General features: G+C 72.3%; 17 protein-coding genes and 1 tRNA gene. 11 read left to right on the top strand and 7 right to left on the bottom strand.

Translation table 11 applies throughout. The features are described 5' to 3' along the window. Positions 1-43 precede the first annotated feature (43 nt). Entirely contained in the window at positions 44-526 is a 483-nt protein-coding gene (locus OHT57_RS18785) for a tyrosinase family oxidase copper chaperone (RefSeq protein ID WP_328747590.1), read from the top strand. Then, complete coding sequence (locus OHT57_RS18780) at positions 510-1,376, top strand: tyrosinase family protein (protein WP_328747589.1); 867 nt, start codon at positions 510-512, stop codon at positions 1,374-1,376. Before OHT57_RS18785 ends, OHT57_RS18780 begins: the two co-directional genes overlap by 17 nt. Before the next feature lie 88 nt (positions 1,377-1,464). On the opposite strand, the gene OHT57_RS18775 is transcribed toward OHT57_RS18780, so the two are convergent. After that, positions 1,465-1,761 carry a chaplin gene (locus OHT57_RS18775; protein WP_328747587.1) on the bottom strand — a complete coding sequence of 99 codons (297 nt, stop codon included), beginning with the start codon at positions 1,759-1,761 and terminating at the stop codon, positions 1,465-1,467. Between the two features lie 193 nt (positions 1,762-1,954). Between OHT57_RS18775 and OHT57_RS18770 the strand changes: the two genes are divergently transcribed. After that, entirely contained in the window at positions 1,955-2,572 is a 618-nt protein-coding gene (locus tag OHT57_RS18770; RefSeq protein ID WP_328747586.1) for a DUF2087 domain-containing protein, read from the top strand. Here OHT57_RS18770 and OHT57_RS18765 read toward each other — a convergent pair. Both OHT57_RS18765 and OHT57_RS18760 read right to left on the bottom strand, forming a co-directional pair. Continuing rightward, positions 2,549-3,508: a D-2-hydroxyacid dehydrogenase family protein gene (locus OHT57_RS18765; RefSeq protein WP_328747584.1), complete on the bottom strand. Its 960-nt coding sequence runs from the start codon at positions 3,506-3,508 to the stop codon at positions 2,549-2,551. The genes OHT57_RS18770 and OHT57_RS18765 overlap by 24 nt on opposite strands. A 255-nt stretch (positions 3,509-3,763) precedes the next feature. Then, positions 3,764-3,839, bottom strand: a tRNA-Arg gene (locus OHT57_RS18760). 322 nt (positions 3,840-4,161) lie between these two features. Here OHT57_RS18760 and OHT57_RS18755 point away from each other — a divergent pair. From OHT57_RS18755 to OHT57_RS18720, 8 genes are all read left to right on the top strand, one after another. Beyond that, complete coding sequence (locus tag OHT57_RS18755; RefSeq protein WP_328747583.1) at positions 4,162-5,769, top strand: dynamin family protein; 1,608 nt, start codon at positions 4,162-4,164, stop codon at positions 5,767-5,769. A 3-nt stretch (positions 5,770-5,772) separates the two neighbouring features. Beyond that, on the top strand, positions 5,773-7,704 hold the full coding sequence (locus OHT57_RS18750; protein WP_328747582.1) for a YfjP family GTPase: 1,932 nt from the start codon (positions 5,773-5,775) through the stop codon (positions 7,702-7,704). Between the two features lie 279 nt (positions 7,705-7,983). Further along, on the top strand, positions 7,984-8,457 hold the full coding sequence (locus OHT57_RS18745) for a single-stranded DNA-binding protein (RefSeq protein WP_328747581.1): 474 nt from the start codon (positions 7,984-7,986) through the stop codon (positions 8,455-8,457). A 357-nt stretch (positions 8,458-8,814) separates the two neighbouring features. Beyond that, the gene (locus OHT57_RS18740; protein ID WP_328747580.1) at positions 8,815-10,200 is read left to right on the top strand and encodes a TQXA domain-containing protein; all 1,386 of its coding nucleotides are present in this window, start codon (positions 8,815-8,817) and stop codon (positions 10,198-10,200) included. 43 nt (positions 10,201-10,243) lie between these two features. Continuing rightward, positions 10,244-10,606, top strand: a complete 363-nt coding sequence (locus OHT57_RS18735) for a hypothetical protein (RefSeq protein WP_328747579.1) — start codon at positions 10,244-10,246, stop codon at positions 10,604-10,606. A 231-nt stretch (positions 10,607-10,837) separates the two neighbouring features. Continuing rightward, entirely contained in the window at positions 10,838-12,502 is a 1,665-nt protein-coding gene (gene ettA, locus OHT57_RS18730) for an energy-dependent translational throttle protein EttA (RefSeq protein WP_328747578.1), read from the top strand. Positions 12,503-12,508: 6 nt separating this feature from the next. Next, on the top strand, positions 12,509-12,922 hold the full coding sequence (locus tag OHT57_RS18725) for an acyl-CoA thioesterase (RefSeq protein WP_328747577.1): 414 nt from the start codon (positions 12,509-12,511) through the stop codon (positions 12,920-12,922). Beyond that, positions 12,919-13,587, top strand: a complete 669-nt coding sequence (locus OHT57_RS18720) for a hypothetical protein (protein WP_328747576.1) — start codon at positions 12,919-12,921, stop codon at positions 13,585-13,587. Before OHT57_RS18725 ends, OHT57_RS18720 begins: the two co-directional genes overlap by 4 nt. On the opposite strand, the gene OHT57_RS18715 is transcribed toward OHT57_RS18720, so the two are convergent. The 4 genes from OHT57_RS18715 to OHT57_RS18700 form a co-directional block, all read right to left on the bottom strand. Then, complete coding sequence (locus OHT57_RS18715) at positions 13,588-14,547, bottom strand: ABC transporter ATP-binding protein (RefSeq protein ID WP_328747575.1); 960 nt, start codon at positions 14,545-14,547, stop codon at positions 13,588-13,590. 160 nt (positions 14,548-14,707) lie between these two features. Next, positions 14,708-17,404 carry an FtsX-like permease family protein gene (locus OHT57_RS18710; protein WP_328753242.1) on the bottom strand — a complete coding sequence of 899 codons (2,697 nt, stop codon included), beginning with the start codon at positions 17,402-17,404 and terminating at the stop codon, positions 14,708-14,710. A 115-nt stretch (positions 17,405-17,519) separates the two neighbouring features. Further along, entirely contained in the window at positions 17,520-20,714 is a 3,195-nt protein-coding gene (locus OHT57_RS18705) for an FtsX-like permease family protein (protein WP_328747574.1), read from the bottom strand. Between the two features lie 197 nt (positions 20,715-20,911). Continuing rightward, the gene (locus OHT57_RS18700; protein WP_328747573.1) at positions 20,912-21,325 is read right to left on the bottom strand and encodes a globin; all 414 of its coding nucleotides are present in this window, start codon (positions 21,323-21,325) and stop codon (positions 20,912-20,914) included. Positions 21,326-21,353: the final 28 nt, after the last annotated feature.

Here is a 21,353-nt window from a genome sequence, read left to right as displayed (position 1 = left end):
TGCGGCGGTTACCGGTACGGAAAACCGAACCGGAGGAGCAGCAATGGTCGTGAGTGTCGGCGGAGCAGCGGTGGGGGCGGAGCCCCAGGGGGCGGCACGGCAGAGAGGCGGGCCCGCCCGGGTGAGCCGGCGGGGCCTGCTGCTCGGGCTGTTCGGGCCGGTGGCCGTCGCCGCGGCGTTCGTCCCGGTCGTCGCGGCCACCCGAGCGATCCGCGCCGCCGAACCGCCCGCGGACATCGTCTTCGACGAGACCTACCGGGGCCGCCACATCCGCGGCATCAGGACCTCCGCCACCTCCGCGGGGCGCGTCCTCGGCGACGCCCGGTGGCATGTCACGGTCGACGGACGGGCCCTGCACCTGATGCGCCGCGCCGACGGCACCTGGCTGAGCATGGTCGACCACTACCGGTCGTACGCCACACCGCTCGACGCAGCCCGCGCCGCCGTCGACGAACTCGGTCCCGGTCGGGAACTGCGTGACGGAGAACAGGAACACATGGGGGGAGACCATGGCGTACACGCGTAAGGACGTCAGCACACTGACCGTCGGCGAGAAGCGGCGGTTCGTGAAGGCGATGCTGGAGGTGAAACGGCGCGGTGAGTACGACCAGTTCGTGCGCACCCACATCGAGTACTACAACTCCGACGGCGAGGAGGGTTTGCGTACGGCCCACATGGCGCCCTCCTTCCTGCCCTGGCACCGGCGCTTCCTGCTGGACCTGGAGCGGGCGCTGCGCAGGGTCGACTCGTCGGTGACCATGCCGTACTGGGACTGGACCCGCGACCGTACGACGACGTCGGCGCCCTGGACCAAGGACCTCCTCGGCGGCAACGGGCGGCGCTCGGACCGGCAGGTGATGACCGGGCCGTTCGCCTTCGCGAGCGGAAACTGGACCCTCAAGGAGGGCGTCACCGACGGGGAGTTCCTCACCCGGGACCTAGGGCGGGTGAGTGCTCCCCTCGCTCTGCCGACGAAGAGCGAGCTGGAGGGGGCGCTCGCCGACCCCGTCTACGACGTCTCGCCCTGGGACTCGACGGTGACCCGGGGGTTCCGCAACAAGCTGGAGGGGTGGGGGAGCGGGCGGGGAAGTGCCGCCTGGCGCAACCACAACCGGGTGCACCGCTGGGTCGGCGGGGCCATGGTCGGCGGCGCGTCCGTCAACGACCCCGTCTTCTGGATGCACCACGCCTTCATCGACCTGTGCTGGTATCGCTGGCAGCGCCGGCACGCCGGCGCCCGTTATCTGCCGGCCAGGCCGCCCGGCCTGGCGAGTGACCAGCACGAGCGGATCGTGGCACGCAACGAGAAGCTGCCCCCGTGGGACGTGACGCCGGATCAGCTTGAGGACGTCAGCGGGATCTACCGGTACGCCTGAGCCCTCCCGCTGACCCCGCTGACACCGCGGACATGGCAGAAGCCCCGGCGCTCGAGGTGCCGGGGCTTCGGTGTCGCGGTACGGACGATCAGTGGCCGTAGCCGTAACCGCCGTGTCCACCCGGGCCGGGGTTGCCCTTGTGGCCGCTCTGGTTGACGCAGGTGTTGCCGAACGCCGGGTTCAGCAGGCCGATCACGTCGACGGTGTTCCCGCACAGGTTGACCGGGACGTGGACCGGGACCTGGACGAGGTTGCCGGACAGGACGCCGGGCGAACCGACGGCCTCGCCCTGGGCGCCCGCGTCCGCCAGCGCCAGGCCGGCGCCGCCGATGACCACGGCACCGGTGCCGAGGGCGACACCGGCTGCCTTCGCGATGCGAGACATCACGTTCTCCTTTTGACTCGGGGGGTGCGGCGGCAGGACATGCCGTCGCACTCCCCCTTCAACGCGCCCACTCACTCCTGGTAACGGCGTTCACGGGGGGATCACCCTTTTTGAACAGGAGGCCCGGGTACCGCTTCCGCGTGCGAGAGAAATTCGCTCGGACCGGTGGGGGGTGCTCCACTAGCCTCCGGACATGGCTACCGACACCGAACCGGCCGCCCAAGTGATCCGTCTGTTCGCCGAGGAGAAGCGGGTGCGGGCCTTCGCCGCGGTTGCCCTGGGCGCCGACAGCCCCGCGCAGGTCGCCCGGGCGGCCGGACTGTCCGCGCGGGAGACCGCCGTGGCGCTGCACCGGCTGGGCGAGCAGGGCGTGGTGGCGGAGGGGGCCGACGGGGCCCTGGGCGTGGCGTACGGCCTGTTCCGGGAGTACGCGCGGGACGCGGCGCGGCAGCAGCGGGCCGGCGAGGAACCGGCCGCCGGGGATCCGGTGCTGCGGACCTTCGTCCAGGACGGGCGGCTCGTGCGGCTGCCCGCCCAGTGGAGCCGCAAGAAGCTGGTCCTGCAGCACATCGCCGAGCAGACCTTCGAGCCGGGCGTCGAGTACCCGGAGCGGATCGTCAACGAGAAGCTGCGGGCGTGGTGCGAGGACAGCGACGACATCGACCATGTGACGTTGCGGCGGTACCTGGTGGATCTGTGTCATCTGCGGCGGAGCGAGGGCATCTACCGCAGGGTGCCTTCGGAGGACGGTTCGACTGAGGGCGACAGCTCGTCTGCGGGCGACAGCTCAGGGGAGCCGTCGGACGGGTGAGCCCGCCAGGTACGCCTGGATGTTCTCGACGGCCTGGCCGTAGTACGTCGCGTAGTTGGCCCGCGAGACATAGCCGAGGTGCGGGGTCGCCAGCAGTCGCGGGGCCGTGCGCATCGGATGGCCGGCGGGCAGGGGCTCGGTGTCGAAGACGTCGACGCCCGCGCCCGCGATACGGCCCTCGTGCAGGGCGGCGAGGAGCGCGTCTTGGTCGACGATCGCCGCGCGCGAGGTGTTGACCAGGTAGGCGGTGGGCTTGAGGAGAGCGAGTTCGGCGGGGCCGAGCAGGCCTCGGGTGCGGTCGCCCAGGGCGAGGTGCACGGAGACGAAGTCGCTTTCCGCGAGCAGCTCTTCCAGGGACCCGGCCCGGTCCACGCCCACCTCCTCGGCGCGCTCCTCGGTGAGGTTCTGGCTCCACGCGCTCACCTCCATGCCGAAGGCGAGCCCGATCCGCGCCATCGAGCCGCCGATCTTCCCGAGGCCGAGCAGCCCGAGCCGGCGGCCGTACAGGTCGGCGCCGACGGTGGACTGCCAGGGGCCTTCCGTGCGCAGGGCGTTGCTCTCCTCGACGATCCCGCGGGCCAGGCCCAGCAGCAGCGCCCAGGTCAGCTCGACCGGCGGAGTCGAGGAACTCGCCGTACCGCAGACGGTCACGCCGTGCGCCTCGGCGGCCGCGTAGTCGATGACGCTGTTGCGCATGCCGGAGGCGATGAGCAGCTTCAGCCGGGGCAGACGGGCGATGAGGGAGCCGGGGAAGGGGACGCGTTCGCGCAGGGTGACCACGATGTCGGCGTCGGCGAGCGCGGCGGCCAGGGCGTCCTCGTCGGCGAAGTGGGTGTCGTAGGAGACGACTTCGACCCGGTCCGCGAGCGCTGACCAGTCCGCGAGCTCGGTCGCCACGCCCTGGAAGTCGTCGAGTACGGCACACCGCAGTTGCATGTCGATCCCTCTCCCTCGCCCGGACCCGGCGGGGTCCGGCCCAGGTGATCGACTCTACGCGGCGGCAGTGACAGGGGCGGTCGCGCAGGATCCGGGTCGCCCCGGAGGGCCGGGGCCGCTGGGCTGATGAGGGAGCCGGGGTGGAGCAGAGGGAAGCGGGGCCCGGTCGAAGCGGACACCGGGGACGAAATGTGAGGGTTGCGGCCGGGTTCGTATGGGTGGCCGACGATCATTTCGGCCAACTTTGCCGCCGTGTGGCGCCCCCGGCAGGACTCGAACCTGCGGCCAAGCGCTTAGAAGGCGCCTGCTCTATCCACTGAGCTACGGGGGCCGGGTGTGGTGGCCTCTGTCGTGGGTGCCCGGGTGTGGGCCGTTCCGTGACGTTGCCGGGGACAAGGATAGGGCTCCCACGACCTTGTCCCTGTTGCTTCACTTCCGTGGCTCGATGTGGAGGTTCAGTGAAGCGGTCCTGATAATCGCAGGCAGGTACGAATCGTGCATCGCTTTTGGCACCTCACGCACCGGGTGTTGTGCACTCGTTATGCCTGGACTGTGCCTACGTCCCAGTCGTCCCTTCCATCCCTTGTGTCTGGTCGGCGCGCAGACATGCTCATATGCTTCAGAAATCCCCTAAAATTGGGCATTCTTCGCATGTGGTGACCTTGGACGTACGGCCTCAGCTGCTCGACGCACTCTCCGCCCTGCGCGACCGTGTCGCCGCCGCACGCTTCCCGCTGCCCCTGGCGGGGGCCCCACGCGCGCGTGCCAACCGCGACGAACTGCTCGCCCAGCTCGACGACTATCTGGTGCCCCGGTTGAGGGACCCCGAAGCTCCCTTGCTGGCCGTGGTGGGCGGTTCCACCGGGGCCGGCAAGTCGACCCTCGTCAACTCCCTTGTGGGGCGACGGGTGAGCGAGGCGGGCGTGCTGCGCCCGACCACGCGGACACCGGTGCTGGTCTGCCATCCGGAGGACCATCACTGGTTCAGCGGAATGCGCGTGCTGCCCGACCTCACACGCGTGTGGGTGCCCCACGACGAGCCGGGGGACGAACTCCTGCTGCCCGGCGAGAACCCCGCCCGCGTTCTGCGCGTCGAGACCGCGGACACCCTTCCACCGGGCCTCGCACTTCTCGACGCGCCCGACGTCGACTCCCTGGTCGCCGACAACCGCGTCCTCGCCGCCGAACTGATCTGCGCGGCCGACGTCTGGATCATGGTCACCACGGCCGCCCGCTACGCCGACGCCGTGCCCTGGCATCTCCTGCGCACCGCCAAGGAGTACGACGCCATGCTCGTGACCGTCCTGGACCGCGTCCCGCACCAGGTCGTCTCCGAGGTCTCACGGCAGTACGGCGCCCTGCTCACCAAGGCGGGCCTCGGGGAGGTGCCCCGGTTCACAGTGCCGGAACTGCCCGAGTCGGCCTGGGGCGGGGGACTGCTCCCGGCCACCGCGGTGGCACCGCTGCGGGCCTGGCTCGTCCACCAGGTGCAGGACCCGACGGCTCGGCAGCACGCTGTCGCCCGTACGGCCCACGGCATCCTCGCCTCCCTCAAGTCCCGGATGCCCGAGCTGGCCGGTGCGGCCGCCGCCCAGTACGCGGCCGCGACGCGGCTCACCTCCGCCGTCGAGGGGGCGTACGACAGCGAGTACGCACGCGTGCGGGGCCGGCTCCAGGCCGGTGCCGTGCTCGCCGGTGACGCCCTCAAGCGCTGGCGGGCCTTCCCCCTCGACTGCACCGCCGCCGAGCTCCTGGACGCCCTGGTGGAGAGCCTGGGCGCCCTGCTGTTGTGCGCCGTCACCGCCGCCGACGAACGAATCGACGAGGCCTGGCGGCGTGAACCGGCCGCGGGCGCGCCGGAGCTGGCGAACCGTGAACCGGCCCTGGAGGGCGCCGAACACCGGATCGGGATGGCCGTACGACGCTGGCGGCGCGAGCTGGAGGAGTACGCCGAGGAAGAGGTCCGCGATTTCGACCGCGGTGTCGCGCCGGACCCCGAGACGATCGCCGCCGTCGTCGCCACCGCGCTGCTCGGCGGACGCCGGGCACGGGTCGCCGGTGAGGGGCTCGCCGAGCGGATCGGCGCCCACGGGGCCCTGCGCCTGCGCGACCGGGGCGGACGGCTGCTCGCCGACCACCTCGACCGGGTCGTGCACGCCGAACGCGAGCGTCGGCTCGCCCCGCTCGACGCCCTCGACGTACACCCCGAACCCCAGGCCCAACTCATCGCCGCGCTGTCCGTACTTCAGAAGGAGAGGTGACCGATGACCGCCGTCACGGATCAGGACCACACGGAGCAGGCGGGGGACGCCGTACCGGGAGAGCCGGGGGAGGGGGAGTCGCCGGCCGAGAAGCCCCTGCCGGAGGGCGGGACCGATTCCAAGGGCGACGACGGGCCCGCGCGCGTGGACGCCGGTGACGGGCGGGACGACGTCAGGCACACGCGCGCAGAGGCCGGGCCGGTCCCCGAAGGAGCGGCCGGTGCCGAACCGCCTGCCGACGGCGACTCCGGCGGCACCTGGGACGACGGGCTCATCGCGCGACGCGTCACCGCCGAGACCGAGCAGGCAGTCGTCGCGGAGGTCCGCGGCCACAACGCGCCCCCCGCGGCCCCGCTGGCGTACGACGGCCCCCTGCGCTCGCGTCTGGACGCGCTGCGGGAGCTGATCGGGCTCTCGCGGGCCCGGCTCGACAGCCGGACGCTCGCCGAGGCCGGGCAGGTGCTCGACGAGGCGGCCGCCCGGCGCAAACTCTCCGGGCAGCACACCGTCGTGGCCGTCGCGGGCGCTACGGGCAGCGGCAAGTCGCAGCTGTTCAACGCGCTCGCCGGAGTGGCCATCTCGGAGACCGGCGTACGCCGGCCCACCACCGCCGCACCGATCGCGTGCAGTTGGAGCGACGGCTCGGCCAGCCTCATCGAACGGCTCGGCATCCCGCCCCGGCTGCGGCGGCGCCCGCTGCAGACCGCCGAGTCGGAGGCCCAGTTGCGCGGGCTCGTCCTGGTCGATCTGCCCGACCACGACTCCGCCGCCGTCCAGCACCGCGAGCACGTGGACCGGATCCTTGCGCTCGTCGACGCCGTCATCTGGGTCGTCGACCCCGAGAAGTACGCCGACGCCATGCTGCACGAGCGCTATCTGCGGCCCATGGCGGGCCACGCGGAGGTCATGTTCGTCGTCCTCAACCAGATCGACCGGCTGCCCGGGGAAGCCGCCGAACAGGTCCTCGACGACCTGCGGCGGCTGCTCGACGAGGACGGAATCGCACTGGGCGAGTACGGCGAACCGGGCGCCACCGTGCTCGCCCTGTCGGCGCTGACCGGGGACGGCGTCGGTGAACTGCGGGAGGCGCTCGGCCAGTTCGTGGCCGAGCGCGGGGCCCCGGCGCGGCGGATCGCCGCCGATGTGGACGCGGCCGCGTGGCGGTTGCGGCCCGTCTACGCGACGGCGCGGCGCACCGGGCTCAGCGAGGAGGCGCGCGACGACTTCGCCGCCCGGCTCGCGGACGCGGTCGGCGCCACCGCGGCGGGCGAGGCCGCCGAACGCGCCTGGCTGCGCAACGCCAACCGCGCGTGCGGAACTCCCTGGTTGCGGTTGTGGCGCTGGTACCAGGACCGGCGGGAACCCGCCACGGGCCGGCTGTCGCTGCGCGCCCAGGCCGACGAGGAGGCGACCGCGCGGCAACGGGTCGAGCAGGCCGTACGGACGCTCGCCGACCGGGCCTCGGTGGGCCTCCCCGCGCCGTGGGCACTGGCGGTTCGCGAGGCGGCCGTACGCGGCTCCCAGGGGCTGTCCGAGGCGCTGGACGAGCTGACGGCACGGGCCTGGCTGCCCCCGGGCAGGCCGCCGCGTCCGGGCTGGTGGCCGGTGGCCGTCCTGGCACAGGCCTCCATGACGCTCCTTCAGATCGTCGGCGGGCTGTGGCTGGTGGCCCAGATCGCCGGGGTCATGGCGCCGAACCTGGGGGTTCCGGTGCTGCTGATGGTGGCCGGCATCATCGGTGGCCCGCTCGTCGAGTGGAGCTGCCGGATCGCGGCGCGGGGGCCGGCCCGGCGGTACGGGACGGACGCGGAACGACGGCTGCGGGAGGCGGCGGCCGGATGCGGCCGGGCGCGAGTGCTGGATCCGGTGGCGGCGGAACTGCTGCGCTACCGGGAGGTCCGGGAGCAGTACGGGAGGGTCGTCGGGGTGGGGTGACGGGTGCCCCTGTGGATCGGGTTGCTCGTGGACTCGTGGACTCGTCGATCGGTGGCTTGCTCGTGCACGGGTTTCCTCGTGCACCGGGCATCTCGTGGACCGGTCCCTCGTTCGGGTGGCGGGGTTTTCCACAACCGGTGGACGGTCCACAGGGCTCAGCGGGCCCGGCCCGACGGAGGCAGTCTGGCTTCGCGGCGATCGCGGTGACGCGGTCGGCACGCAGACAGCAGCAGCCGTACGGGACGGGCCCGTACGCATGTCCGGGAGGGGTTCCCCGAGATGAACGAGACGATGATCTGCGCGGTGGGCAACGTGGCGACGCAGCCGGTGTACCGGGAGTTGGCGACGGGCGCTTCGGTGCGGTTCCGGCTGGCGGCGACCGCGCGCTATCTGGACCGTGAGAAGAACGAATGGACGGACGGTCACACCAACTTCTTCACGGTGTGGGCCAACCGCCAGCTCGCCACGAACGTGTCGGGATCGCTCAACGTGGGTGATCCGGTGGTCGTCCAGGGCCGGTTGAAGGTGCGTTCGGAAGGACGCGAGGGACAGCCGTCCTGGACCTCGGCCGACATCGACGCGGTGGCGATCGGCCACGACCTCGCACGCGGCACCTCGGCCTTCCGGCGCACACAGCGGCCGGAGAACGCCGTCGCCGGTGCGACCGCGCAGCCGGAGCCGGCCTGGGAGACCCCGCCGGACGAGACGGCGGACGAGACGGCGGTCCGGCAGGAGCCCGTCGGGGTGGCGTGACATCGGGGGTGCGGACTCGGCGCTGGTTCCGACTCCCACTCCGGCTTCCACGCCCACTCCCGCTCCGAATCCGGCTGTCGCTACGGCCTGACCGAAGTACGGCTTATCGGCGAATGCATTCCGGAAACCGCCGGTCGCTTTGTCGATAAGCCCTGCCGGTGAAGGGTGTTGGCGATAACGATTCCGAGTCGGATCGATCTTCCGACCGCATCCCCGGGAAGAGGGGCGCGGCCGCGTCCCTAGGATGCCGAACACGGCTCTCGGGGCTGCTGATTCTGCTGGTGGGACCGCCACCCGCTCGTCAACGGGTCCTGCTCGAAGGGGAATTCCTTGTTTTCTGCGTTCTCCGCGCTGTCCATGCGTGGACGAGGGGCGGCTCGCCTCGCGGCCGTCACGTTCGTCTCCGGCCTACTCGCCGCCGGTGTGACGGTGGCTGCCGCCGGTACGGCGTCGGCGGACGACACGGCACAGAACCAGAGAGGGGCCACCGCCACCATAGGAGGCCTGAAGACCTACGGCGACGCGGTGATACACGGCACCGACGGCGATCTCCAGGTGTCGGCCGGGCTCTTCGAGATGTCGGTGGAGGGCGGCGGAACCCTTCAGACGTACTGCGTCGACCTCTACAACCCCACGCAGAAGGACGCCAAGTACCACGAGACCGACTGGAGCGGCACCTCGCTGGGCACCAACAAGGACGCCGGCAAGATCCGTTGGATCCTCCAGAACTCCTACCCCCAGGTGAACGACCTCGCGGCGCTCGCCGCCGAGGCCGGCATCCCCGCGGGCCTCACCGAGCAGGACGCGGCGGCCGGGACCCAGGTCGCGATCTGGCGCTACTCGGACGCCGCGGACGTGGACGCCGCCGACCCGCAGGCCGAGAAGCTCGCGGACTACCTCCAGAAGAGCGCCCGTGGCGTCGCGGAGCCGGCGGCCTCACTGACGCTCGACCCGCCCGCGGTCTCCGGCCACCCCGGCGAGCTGCTCGGCCCGGTGACGGTGCACACCAACGCGGCCGGTGTGACGGTCAGTCCTCCGGCGGACGCGGCCACGAGCGGGGTGCGGATCGTCGGCAAGGACGGCAAGCCGGTGACCTCCGCCAGTAACGGCAGCGAGCTCTACTTCGACGTCCCCGAGGACGCGGCGGCGGGTTCGGCCGACCTCGCCGTCCAGGCCTCGACCACGGTGCCGGTGGGCCGCGCGTTCGCCTCCGAGAGCCGGAGCCAGACGCAGATCCTCGCCGGTTCCAGCGAGTCGACGGTCTCGGCGACGGCGAGTGCGACCTGGGCGAAGCAGGGTGCCGTACCGGCCCTCTCCGCGGCCCGCAACTGCACCGAGGGCGGCCTGGACATCACGGCGACCAACCAGGGCGACGAGGAGTTCGGGTTCGAGCTGATGGGCACGGAGTACGCCATCGCGGCGGGCGAGTCCCGCACGGTGACGGTCCCGCTGCAGGAGGACCAGGCGTACGACTTCACGATCAAGGGTCCCGACGGGTTCGCGAAGCGGTTCACCGGAGTCCTCGACTGCCGCACCCGCGGCGGTGACACGGGCGCCACGACCCAGACCCTCAGTGAGCCCAGTCCGGCGACGGTGGCCGCACCCTCCGCCGACGTCAACCTCGCCGAGACCGGTGGTTCCGCCACGACCCCGCTGATCGCCGGCACCGCCATCGCGCTGGTCGTGATCGGGGGCGCGGCCCTGGTCCTCACGGGCAGGAAGCAGAACGGGACGCACGACTGACCGCGGAGGGTCGGCGACGGGGAGTGACGGGCAGAATGGCGGCATGACCAAGCCAACCGCGCTTCCGGCACGTCACGCCTCCTCGGTGTCCCTGCTGTCCCTGTGGTCGCACGACTCGGTGCTGTCGATCGGCTCGGTGGGCTCGGTGCTGTCCATCGGCTCCGTCGGTTCGGCCCTCTCGGTCGGCTCGATCGGCAGCGCCCTGTCCGTCGGCTCGATCGGTTCGGCCCTGTCCCTGATCTCGACGGGCTCATGGCTGAGCACGGGCTCGCTCTTCTCGGCGCAGTCGAAGTGGTCGGTGCTGTCGTGGCGCACGTCGCACGGTCTGATGCGGTCGGCGGGTGTGGCGGGAGCCGTCGGAGCGGCTGCCGCCGTGTTCCTCGCCGTGCGCAGGACCGGCGACTGACGACGCGGGCCGATGTCGAGGTCCGGAACCGGCCGGGCCGTCCCCGGGCCGCCCGGGGCTCCCCCGGGCCGGTCGGCGGTGACCGACAGTGACAGTCGACCCATTGGCCGCCGACAATGAACCCCCAGGTCACAGCCCCCCGCCCAAACGGGTTACCACCCAAGGGTGGACCTCAGGCAAGATGGGGTGTATCCCACCACTGCCAGATCTCAAGTTGCCGGACGGTTTCTCTTGGCTGAGTACATCTACACCATGCGCAAGACGCGTAAGGCGCACGGCGACAAGGTCATCCTTGACGACGTGACGCTGAGCTTCCTGCCCGGCGCGAAGATCGGTGTGGTCGGGCCTAACGGTGCCGGTAAGTCCACCGTTCTCAAGATCATGGCGGGGCTTGAGCAGCCGTCCAACGGTGACGCGTTCCTGTCGCCCGGCTTCAGCGTCGGCATCCTCATGCAGGAGCCGAAGCTCGACGAGTCCAAGACGGTCCTGGAGAACGTCCAGGACGGCGCCGCCGAGATCATGGGCAAGCTCAACCGCTTCAATGAGGTCGCCGAGCTCATGGCGACGGACTACTCGGACGCGCTGCTTGACGAGATGGGCAAGCTCCAGGAGGACCTGGACCACGCCAACGCCTGGGACCTGGACGCGCAGCTGGAGCAGGCCATGGAGGCGCTGGGCTGTCCGCCCGGCGACTGGGCCGTCACCAACCTCTCCGGTGGCGAGAAGCGCCGCGTCGCGCTGTGCAAGCTGCTGATCGAGGCCCCGGACCTGCTCCTGCTCGACGAGCCCACCAACCACCTCGACGCCGAGTCGGTGAACTGGCTGGAGCAGCACCTCTCGAAGTACGCGGGCGCTGTCGTCGCCGTCACTCACGACCGGTACTTCCTGAACAACGTCGCCGAGTGGATCCTCGAGCTCGACCGCGGTCGCGCGATCCCCTACGAGGGCAACTACTCCACGTACCTGGAGAAGAAGGCCACTCGCCTCAAGGTCGAGGGCCGCAAGGACGAGAAGCGCGCCAAGCGCCTCAAGGAAGAGCTGGAGTGGGTCCGCTCCAACGCCAAGGGCCGCCAGACCAAGTCCAAGGCCCGCCTGGCCCGTTACGAGGAGATGGCGGCCGAGGCCGACAAGATGCGGAAGCTGGACTTCGAGGAGATCCAGATCCCGCCGGGCCCGCGTCTGGGCTCCATCGTCGTCGAGGTCAACAACCTCTCCAAGGCGTTCGGCGACAAGGTCCTGGTCGACGACCTGTCCTTCACGCTGCCGCGCAACGGCATCGTCGGCATCATCGGCCCGAACGGCGCCGGCAAGACCACGCTCTTCAAGATGCTCCTGGGCCTGGAGTCCCCGGACTCGGGCTCGGTCAAGATCGGTGACACGGTCAAGATCAGCTACGTCGACCAGAGCCGCGCCAACATCGACCCCAAGAAGTCCCTCTGGGCGGTCGTGTCGGACGAGCTGGACTACATCAACGTCGGCCAGGTCGAGATGCCGTCGCGCGCGTACGTCAGCGCCTTCGGCTTCAAGGGCCCGGACCAGCAGAAGCCGGCCGGTGTCCTGTCCGGTGGTGAGCGCAACCGCCTGAACCTGGCGCTCACGCTCAAGGAGGGCGGCAACCTGCTGCTCCTCGACGAGCCCACCAACGACCTCGACGTCGAGACCCTGTCCTCGCTCGAGAACGCCCTGCTGGAGTTCCCGGGCGCGGCTGTGGTCATCTCCCACGACCGCTGGTTCCTGGACCGGGTCGCGACCCACATCCTCGCGTACGAGGGTGACTCCAAGTGGTACTGGTTCGAGGGCAACTTCGAGTCGTACGAGAAGAACAAGGTCGAGCGGCTCGGCGCCGACGCCGCGCGTCCGCACCGTGCCACCTACAAGAAGCTGACCCGGGGCTGATCGGTCTTGCGCCACCTCTACCGCTGCCCGCTGCGCTGGTCCGACATGGACGCCTACGGTCATGTCAACAACGCCGTCTTCGTCCGTTACCTGGAGGAGGCCCGGATCGACTTCCTCTTCCGGCCGGACAAGGACTTCCAGCAGGGGTCCGTGGTGGCGCGCCACGAGATCGACTACAAGCGGCAGCTCGTCCACCGGCACCACCCGGTCGACATCGAGCTGTGGGTCTCGCAGATCAGGGCGGCGTCCTTCACCATCAGCTACGAGGTGAAGGACGACGACCTGGTCTACGTACGGGCCTCGACGGTGGTCGTACCGTTCGACTTCGAGGCGCAGCGGCCTCGCCGGATCACCGCCGAGGAACGGGAGTTCCTGGAGGGGTACCGGGACGACACCAAGGAGGAGGCCGTCGCCGCATGACGGTGCTCCACCTCGCCGACGAAGGGGAGGCGGCCGACCTCGCGGCCTTCCTCTCCCGGCTGCTCCACTACGACCGCTCGGCCGCGGTACGCCTCCAGGGGGCCGGGACCGCGCTTGCCGTCTTCGGGCGGCCGCCGTCCTTCGAGGTGCTGGCGATCCGGGCGGTGCGCCTGGCGAAGCCGTACGAGAACGGCCTGGACGCCACGCTCGACGTGACCGTGTCCGCCGGTGAGCTGCTGGAGTCCGTCGACGAGGCCGCGGGCACAGCTGTCGTGCCCGACGCGGTGACCGGGCCGCCGTGGGCCGGGGTGCTGCCGCCGCGCGGTGACTGGCAGGCGGTGGCCGGGTTGCCGACGGCGGATGCACTGCGGGCGCTCGTGCGTGCCGGGGTCGCCGAATTCCGGTCCCGTACGGAGGAGTTGGGGCCCGAGGAGCGGACGCGGGCCGAACTCGACCGGATCGGGCGGGAGATCTGGTCCCGGACCGTGGGGGACACCCGGCTTCCGGTACGGGCCGTGCACGCGGCCCAGTCGCTGGGGTTCCTGCGGCCCGGAGGGCAGTGGGCGCTCGTCTCGTCGGGGGCGTGGCTGCGGCTGCGTACGCCGTACGGCTCGATCGCCGTACGCCAAGGGGGACTTGGGGCCCTCGGCGTCAGTGTGCGCTGATCAGTCCCGGCCGGTGCTGTCGTCCGGCCATACGCCGATGTGATCCGGCTCCAGTTCCAGCGCGACTCGGTCGCGCATGCCCAGCGCCTCGGTGTACTCCTTCGGGAGCTGGAGACGGCCGGCGCGGTCCAGCATCGCGTACTCGCGGGCGACCAGGGTTTCATGGCCCGTGGCCGCGTCCACCTCGCTGCGGCGCAGGACCTCCGTGGACGTACGGCCGTCCCTGATGGCCACCGTCCGGCGGACCTCGCTCGCCACCGCCTGGTCGTGGGTGACGATGACGATCGTCGTGCCGAGCTGTTCGTTGGCGGTGCGGAACGCGGCGAAGATCTGTTCCGCGGTCTGGGAGTCGAGTTCACCCGTCGGCTCGTCGGCGAGCAGGACCGCGGGGCTGTTGGCCAACGCCACCGCTATCGCCACGCGTTGCTGCTGACCGCCCGACATCTGGTGGGGGCGGCGGTTGCGACAGTCGGCCACCCCCAGCAACTCCAGTAGTTCCAGGGCTCGTTCGGTGTGGGCGCGGCGACGCTTCGTGGCGCCGGAGAGCTGGATGGGCAGGGTGATGTTCTGGGCCGCGGTGAGGTAGGGGAGCAGGTTGCGGGAGGTCTGCTGCCAGACGAAGCCGACCGTTTCGCGGCGGTAGGCCAGACGGTCCTTCGACGTCATGGTGAGCAGGTCGTGGCCCGCGACTCTGGCCGCGCCGGCGGTGGGGGTGTCGAGGCCGGCGAGGATGTTCATCAAGGTGGACTTGCCGCTGCCGGACGCGCCCACCAGGGCGAGCAGTTCGCCCTCGCGGACCAGGAGGTCGAGTCCCTGCAGCGCCTGGACCTCCACACCGTCCGTGGTGAAGATACGGACGAGCCTGTCGCAGGTGATCAGCGCGTCATGGCCGTAGGTGGGACGGGAGCGGGCCTCGGTCGCCTTCTGGGCCAGGTCGGTGAGGGTGGGGTTCGTGGTCACTGGCCGTCTCCTGGACTGTGGTCCGGTGCGGGGTGCGCAGGGGTGCGGGGCGCGGTCGTCGGGCCGCTGCTGGTCCGTGGGGGCCGGTCGCGTCCATGGGGCGGAGCCGCGTATCGACGACTGAACCCGCGTGGGGGTGCGGCAGGCGTGACACCGTGCCTCATCTCGCGTCCCCCGCTCTGAGTTCCCTGACCGACCCGCGTCTGCCCGACCACCACGCCTGTCCGATCCCCATCCCCACCGCCAGCAGCAGGACCGCCGCACCCGGTACCGCCAGCGACAGCACGTCCATGCGCAACTGCGCTCCGCCCGAAGAGGGTTGGGCCGAGGGCAGGGCGATGGCCGTCAGGTCGAATCCCGGGGCGAGGAGCAGGATGGCGGCCCAGCCCGTGAGGGCGCCGCCCAGTGCGGCCGACAGGGCCTGGGGGAGGGACTCCAGGATCAGGAGGCGGCGGCCGGCCGCCCGGGTCAGGCCCATCGTGCGCAGACGGGCCAGCAGGGCCGTCCGTTCCGGGGCCGTGCGCAGCAGGGACAGGAAGAGCGCCAGGACGGCGTATCCCGTGCCGGCCGCCACCGCCGTCGTGTAGACGCGTTCCGCGCCGGTCTGCAGGGGGGAGTCGACGTAGCGCTCCCGCTCCTCGGACCTCAGGTACACGGACGCCCTCTTCGGGGCCGCCTTGCGCAGCGCGTCGCCGTCCAGTCCCTTCCCCGTCAGCAGCATTTCCGTCGGCCGCGCGGCCGTCTCGCTCAGCGCCGTACGGTTCACGACCAGGAAGTCCGACCCCGTCAGTGCGGGTGTCCGGTCGAGAACGGCGGTGATGCGGACGGTGAGTGTGCTGCCGTCCGGGAGGAGGACCGGGAAGGGCCGGGTGCCGTACGTCCGGGCGGTGGCCGTGGCGGCGAGCGCGGGGATCGCGGCTCCGTCGGCCGGCCGGTTCAGCCGGGCCTCGGTGAAGGCGCCCTGGCCGGTCCGTGTCGACAGGGCCGCGTAGTCGGAGGGGTTCACCCCGACCAAGGGCACCGCTTGGGGGCTGTTGTCGGGCTTCGCCTCGTAGGTGATGCTCACCGCGGACACATCGCTCACCCCCGGGGACCGGCGCAGCCGCTCAGGCAGCCCGGAGGGGAGCGGTTCCGCGGCGTCCAGGGCCGTCTCCACGCGCGCGTCGGCGCCGACCGAGAGGAGGGCGGCGTGGTCGCGGGCCTCCCGCACACCCGCCAGGACCGAGCCGCCGAAGGCCGCCGTGGTCAGGGCGGTCAGCAGGGCGAGGAGGGGCAGGACGGCGGAGGCCGAGGTGCGGCCCGCTCTCGCCAGCGACAGGTGGGTCACCGCACCGCGCAGCCGGGCGGCCCGGCGGGCCAGGCCCCGCAGCGGGAGCGGGTACAGGCGGACCAGGACCAGCGCCGCGATCACCGCCACCAGCACCGGTGCCAGGGAGACCAGGTCGTCGGAGGGACCCGAGGTGCCACGGCGCCGCAGCGACTCCACCGCCCCGGCCGCCAGCACCAGCAGCGTCAGTTCGGCGACCGTACGGCGCCGGGAGGGCCGTACCGACGACACGTCCTCGCGGCCCGAGTGGATGCGGACCAGGCGGTGGGCGGCCGCCGCGCGGAGCGGGAGGGCCGCGCAGGTGACGGCGGTGACCGCGGCGGCGGCCCACACGGCGTGGGCGGTACGGGCCCCGGGGAGCGCGAGCAGCGCCGCGGCGAGACCCAGGGCGCCGGCGGGGACGGCCACGACCGCCGTCTCGGCGAGGAGCCGGGCCGTCAGGCCGCGCAGGGAGGCGCCGCGGGCGCGCAGCAGGGCGAGTTCGGCGCGGCGGCGGTCGGCGGTGAGACCGCCCGCCATGAGGAGGACCACGGCGGCGACCGTCCCGGTGCCGAACGCGGCGACCGCGACGAGCGGGGTGACTCCCTTGCGGAGCGTGTCGAAGTCGATGAGGACGTCGCCGAGGCCGGTGGAGATGTCGGTCTGGCTCTCGTACGCGGTGAGTTCGGTCGGCGGGCCGTCGATCTTCAGGCGGATCTTCTGCAGCGCCGGACCGGCTTCCAGGGACGCGATCGCCGACCGCAGGGCCTGTGTGTCGCGGGCCCGGAGACCCGTCACGGATGGCGCCAACTGCCAGTAGCGCTCCGGGTTTCCCGGGCCGGGGGCCAGCAGGACGGGGGCCGCGTCGGGGGCCAGGAGCAGGGCGCCGAGCCAGTACATGTCGACGGACGGCGCGGGCTCGTGGATCAGGGAGGGGGTGCGCAGGAGGGACTTGGTGGACCACCAGGCGCCCTGGGGGTCGCGCGGGGTGACGATGCCGGTGACATGGACGGCGAGGATGTGGTTGCCCGCGGGGACGTGGAGCACCGAACCGACCCGGATGTGCAGGGCTCTGGCGGTCTCGGCGGAGACCGCGGCCTCCACCTTGCCGGTCGCGGAGGTCACCGTGGCGTCGGCGTGCGGCAGACGCCCCCGGTCCACGGAGGAGTGGCCGGCGAGGCCCTGCTGGGCGATCAGGACCATCTCGGCGGGTTTCCCGGTCGGCTGCGGCAGCCACGGGTCCGGTACCGGGAGGTTCACGACGGTGCGCACGCCGTACGTCGACTGGTCGTCGTCGAGGACGAGGGGGCGCGGGACCAGGGCGCGGATCTTGGCGTACTGCCGGGCCAGCGCGTCGGGGCGCAGGTCGTCCTCGCGCATGCCCTGCCGCTCCATCAGGGAGGGCTGCGGGGCGTACACCTGGATGCCGGTCCGGTCGGGGCGGGCCTGTTCGGCGGCGCGGCGCAGTCCCGCGTCCTCGTACCGGTCGACGGCCCGCGGGAAGGCTGCCGCGAGGCACGCCGTCAGCGCGACCAGCAGCGCGAGCGCCATCGCGGTGCCGGGCGCGGTGCGCAGCCGGGTCCGGACCCAGGGCACGGTCACCGGCTCGACGTCCGTGCCGCGGGCCTTGAAGAACCTCGCCCCTCGGGCCTTGGAGAACCTCACCTCACTCACCCCCCTCACGCAGCGCCCGCGCCGGATCCGCCCGTCGCAGCGCGAGCGCCGCCGTGACCAGGAGCGGGGCGAGGGCCACCGCCGCCAGAAGTACGGCCGCCCGGGCGAGCGGGAGTTGGACCAGGACCACGGGGACCGGCCGGGTCGCCTCGTCCGTCAGCACGATCAGCGGGACCACCGCCCGGGTCAGAACCGCGCCCAGCAGCGCGCCCACCAGCAGCGCGAGCACCACCAGGACGCTCTGCTCCACGGCGACCGCCCGGGCCAGCCGTCGGCGCGGGGCCCCCAGGGCGCGCAGGACGGCGAACTCGGCGCCCCGCTCCCGCAGCGACCCCGCCGCGCTCACCGCGAACCCGACCGCGGCCAGCGCCGCCGCCACCCCGGCCGCCGCCGTGAACGCGGCCTCGGGGCCCGCGCCGAACGGGTCGTCACGCAACTGCCGGGCGAGTTCGTCCCGCACCACGACCTGCGTCGGGTCCATGTCGGGCCGGGCCCGTAGCGCCGCGGCGACCCGGTCCGAGGCGCCCGGGGCGGTCGACAGCCACCACTCGGTCGGCTCCAGGCTGCGGCTGTACTCCGCCTGCAACACCCGGTTCACGGACCGCAGATCGATCAGCAGGGCCCCGCCGTCGTCCGCGGCCGTGGGGATCTCCCGTACCGAGCGCACGATCCGCACCGATACGGTCTCGCCGCCCAGCGGCACATCCATCCGCTCCCCGACGGAGGCGCCCGCCGAGGTGAGGAAGCGCTCGGTCGCGACGCCCGTGATGTCGTCCGGCTCCGGCTGCGGGGCCCTCATCCGGACCGTCAAGGACCCCACACTCCAGGTGTCGTCGGACGGGATGTACCCGGTGCCGTAGTCCACGGTCAGCTGCCCTGAGTGCGAACTCAGGCGCGGATCGGTCGCTCCGGCCTTGGCGTCCGACGTCGAGGTCACCCCCTCGGTCTGCGAGGTGGCCGTCCAGGAGGTGGGCAACTCCAGTCGCCGTACCGTCCCGTCGGTGCCCGTGGCCGTCAACTCGCGCACGGTGAGCCGGTGTTGTTCGGCCTCGCCGCTGGGGACGGGGACGACCAGTTCCAGGGAGGTGAGGGTCAGAGGGCCCCCGGACGCATAGACGTCCAGGGCGTGCACCCGTCCGTCGGCGGGGAGTTGGCCGGCCGGGATCCGGTAGGGGGTGCCGTAGGCGTCCTCCAGCGTGACGGTGGTCTGCGTCGTCGTACTGGGGACGGAACCGCGCAGACTCACCGACAGCCGCAGCCGGGCCGTGTCCGCGGGCAGCCGCACGCCCGTCGTCGCGCCCTTGGGGCCGAGCCCCTTGAGGAGCGGTCCGGAGTGCAGGTCGGAACGGATCAGCACCGAGGCGCGCGAGGTGTCCAGCGCCAGCACCGTCGCCACCCGGCTGCCGGACAGCGGCATCTCGGAGCGGACGGCGGGCGCGGTCCGCCGGACGCCCGGGACGGCCGCGAACTCCTCGGTGCGGCCGAGACCCGCGTCCCCGGAGGACAGGACCCGCACCGGGGTTCCGGCGCGGAAGTCCGCCTGGTCGGACTGCGAACGGCTCCAGGAGGCACCCTGCCCGATCGCCAGCATGCCCAGCGCCACCGCGAGGACCAGGAGCAGCACCGGGCCCGCCCCGCGCATCGGGCGGCGGGCGATCTGCCAGCCCGCCAGGGCCGCGGTCAGTCCGCGGCCGCCCACCGCCCGGCGTTCGGCGAGGCGGGCCAGCGGCGGCAGCAGACGCAGCGTCAGCACGGTCCCGGCCAGCAGCGCGAGCGCGGGCGCCGCCACCAGCAGCGGATCCACGCCCAGCACCCCGGCGCTGTCGTCGGTGACGGCACCGGAGGTCTGGTGGCTGAGCTGCCAGTATGCCACCCCGGCCACGGCCAGCAGTCCGAGGTCCGCCCCCGCCCGTACAGCACCCGGCAGTGCCCGCGCCCGGCCGCGCGCGAAGGAGGAGGTCAGCGCGGGCAGGGTCACCGCCAGCGCGCACCCGAGCGCCACACCGGCGGCCACCAGCCACACCTCGGCCCGGCCGTCCGACGGCACCTCCAGGCGCAGCCCGATCCGGGCCAACGGGCCCCGCCCGGCCAGCAGATGGGTCAGCGGGGCCGTCAGCAGTGGTGCGCAGAGCAGTGCGGGCGCCGCGAGCAGCGCCCCCTCCAGGGCGGCGAGGCCCGCGATCCGGGCCCGGGAGGCACCGCGCGCCAGCAGCAGCCGGCTCTCGCCCGTGCGCTCACTGCTCAGCAGCCCCGCCACCAGCAGCAGGGCGCAGCCCGCGAGGAGCACCAGTTGGAGGGCGACGATCAGCAGGGTGGAGCGGGAGACGAGCAGCGAACGGTCGGTGCGGTCCAGGACCTCCGGCAGGGAGGTCGACGCGATCGTGGCGCCGCCGAGGGACGGCTCTTTGCGCAGCGTTGCGTTCCCCGCGAGGGCCGCCTTGCGCAGCGGGTCGGTGCGCGCGGTCGTCATCGCCGCGTAGTCGGCCGTCGCCAGCCAGGCCGACGCCCCGACGCTCACCGTCCCGTCGGCCAGCGCGCCGGGATCGGCGAGCAGGGGGCCGTACGTCGTGAAGTCGAGCTTGTTGACGCCCCGTCCGTGCAGGTCGTCGAGGAGCCAGTACGGGTCGTCCGTGTGGGCGGGCCGGTACACACCGGTCACCGTGACCCGCACCGCGGGGCCGCGCAGACGGTCGACGAGGGTGAAGCGGTCACCGGGGCCGAGACCGAGGACGCGGGCAGCGGACTGCGGGAGCGCCACCTCGACGACCCCGTGCGCCGGGCGCGGCAACCGCCCCGAGACCAGCCGCACCCGGCTGCGGTCCAGTGCCGCGAAGTGGGTCAGGTCCGGTTCCCCGGACCGGTCGGCCTCGGGCTGCAGCGACCGCGGCAGCGCGTACGGGCCGGACCGCGACAGCGTCCGCACGGTCACCGGCAGCCCGTCGAACGTCCGCCGCGCCACGTCGCGTACGGCGGTGTCGGCGTCCTTACGACGTTCCTCGGGCACGTCGGCCTTGACGATCAGCGCGGTGTCGGCGGCGTTGCGGGGATCCTGGAGGGCGTGACCCAGGGCCGCGTCGCCGATCGCGCCGGAGTAGGCGGTCAGGGTCGCCAGGACCGCTGTGGTGAGCAGAACCGTGAGCAACGCTGCGGCGAGCAGCAGCCGGTGCGCCCGCGCACGCCGGAACACGAAACGTGCAATTCCCCCGAACCCCGTCACCCGGCCCCCCGCCGTGTTCTTCAGTCTCCGGGCGAGGATGTCAGAGTGAACGGTCACGGGTAAGCGCTTGTAGCGCGGGCTTGACCGGATCGTGATCGGAATCCGACGACTCTTAACCGGAAAGCGACCGGAATCGGGTCCTCACAGGCCAGACCTCGCGAGGAGGTTCAGTCGGCGGTGTTCACCATCGAAGCGGCCGCGTATGCCAGGTAGTCCCACAGCTGCGTCCGGTGTTCCTCGGACAGACCGAGGTCGTCGACCGCGTCCCGCATGTGCTTCAGCCAGGCGTCGTGCGCCGCCCGGTCCACGGCGAAGGGCGCGTGACGCATACGGAGCCGGGGGTGACCGCGGTTGTCGCTGTACGTCGTGGGGCCGCCCCAGTACTGCATCAGGAACAGCACCAGCCGCTCCTCGGCCGGCCCGAGGTCCTCCTCGGGATACATGGGCCGCAGTATGGGGTCCTCGGCGACGCCCTCGTAGAAACGATGGACGAGGCGGCGGAAGGTCTCCTCCCCGCCGACCTGCTCGTAGAAGGTCTGCGTCTGAAGCGTGCCGCGCCGGATCTCTTTCACATGACCCATGGTCTCAGACGGGGCGGACGAGGACTCA

Source organism: Streptomyces sp. NBC_00285 (genome assembly GCF_036174265.1).
Lineage (GTDB): Bacteria > Actinomycetota > Actinomycetes > Streptomycetales > Streptomycetaceae > Streptomyces.
This window is presented reverse-complemented; position numbering and strand designations above follow the sequence as displayed.

Bases quoted from the DNA above. Each gene is read 5' to 3' on its own strand.
- OHT57_RS18785 (WP_328747590.1), top strand. From the start codon at position 44: ATGGTCGTGAGTGTCGGCGGAGCAGCGGTGGGGGCGGAGCCCCAGGGG.
- OHT57_RS18780 (WP_328747589.1), top strand. From the start codon at position 510: ATGGCGTACACGCGTAAGGACGTCAGCACACTGACCGTCGGCGAGAAG.
- OHT57_RS18775 (WP_328747587.1), bottom strand. From the start codon at position 1,761: ATGTCTCGCATCGCGAAGGCAGCCGGTGTCGCCCTCGGCACCGGTGCC.
- OHT57_RS18770 (WP_328747586.1), top strand. From the start codon at position 1,955: ATGGCTACCGACACCGAACCGGCCGCCCAAGTGATCCGTCTGTTCGCC.
- OHT57_RS18765 (WP_328747584.1), bottom strand. From the start codon at position 3,508: ATGCAACTGCGGTGTGCCGTACTCGACGACTTCCAGGGCGTGGCGACC.
- OHT57_RS18750 (WP_328747582.1), top strand. From the start codon at position 5,773: ATGACCGCCGTCACGGATCAGGACCACACGGAGCAGGCGGGGGACGCC.
- OHT57_RS18745 (WP_328747581.1), top strand. From the start codon at position 7,984: ATGAACGAGACGATGATCTGCGCGGTGGGCAACGTGGCGACGCAGCCG.
- OHT57_RS18740 (WP_328747580.1), top strand. From the start codon at position 8,815: ATGCGTGGACGAGGGGCGGCTCGCCTCGCGGCCGTCACGTTCGTCTCC.
- OHT57_RS18735 (WP_328747579.1), top strand. From the start codon at position 10,244: ATGACCAAGCCAACCGCGCTTCCGGCACGTCACGCCTCCTCGGTGTCC.
- OHT57_RS18720 (WP_328747576.1), top strand. From the start codon at position 12,919: ATGACGGTGCTCCACCTCGCCGACGAAGGGGAGGCGGCCGACCTCGCG.
- OHT57_RS18710 (WP_328753242.1), bottom strand. From the start codon at position 17,404: ATGGCGCTCGCGCTGCTGGTCGCGCTGACGGCGTGCCTCGCGGCAGCC.
- OHT57_RS18700 (WP_328747573.1), bottom strand. From the start codon at position 21,325: ATGGGTCATGTGAAAGAGATCCGGCGCGGCACGCTTCAGACGCAGACC.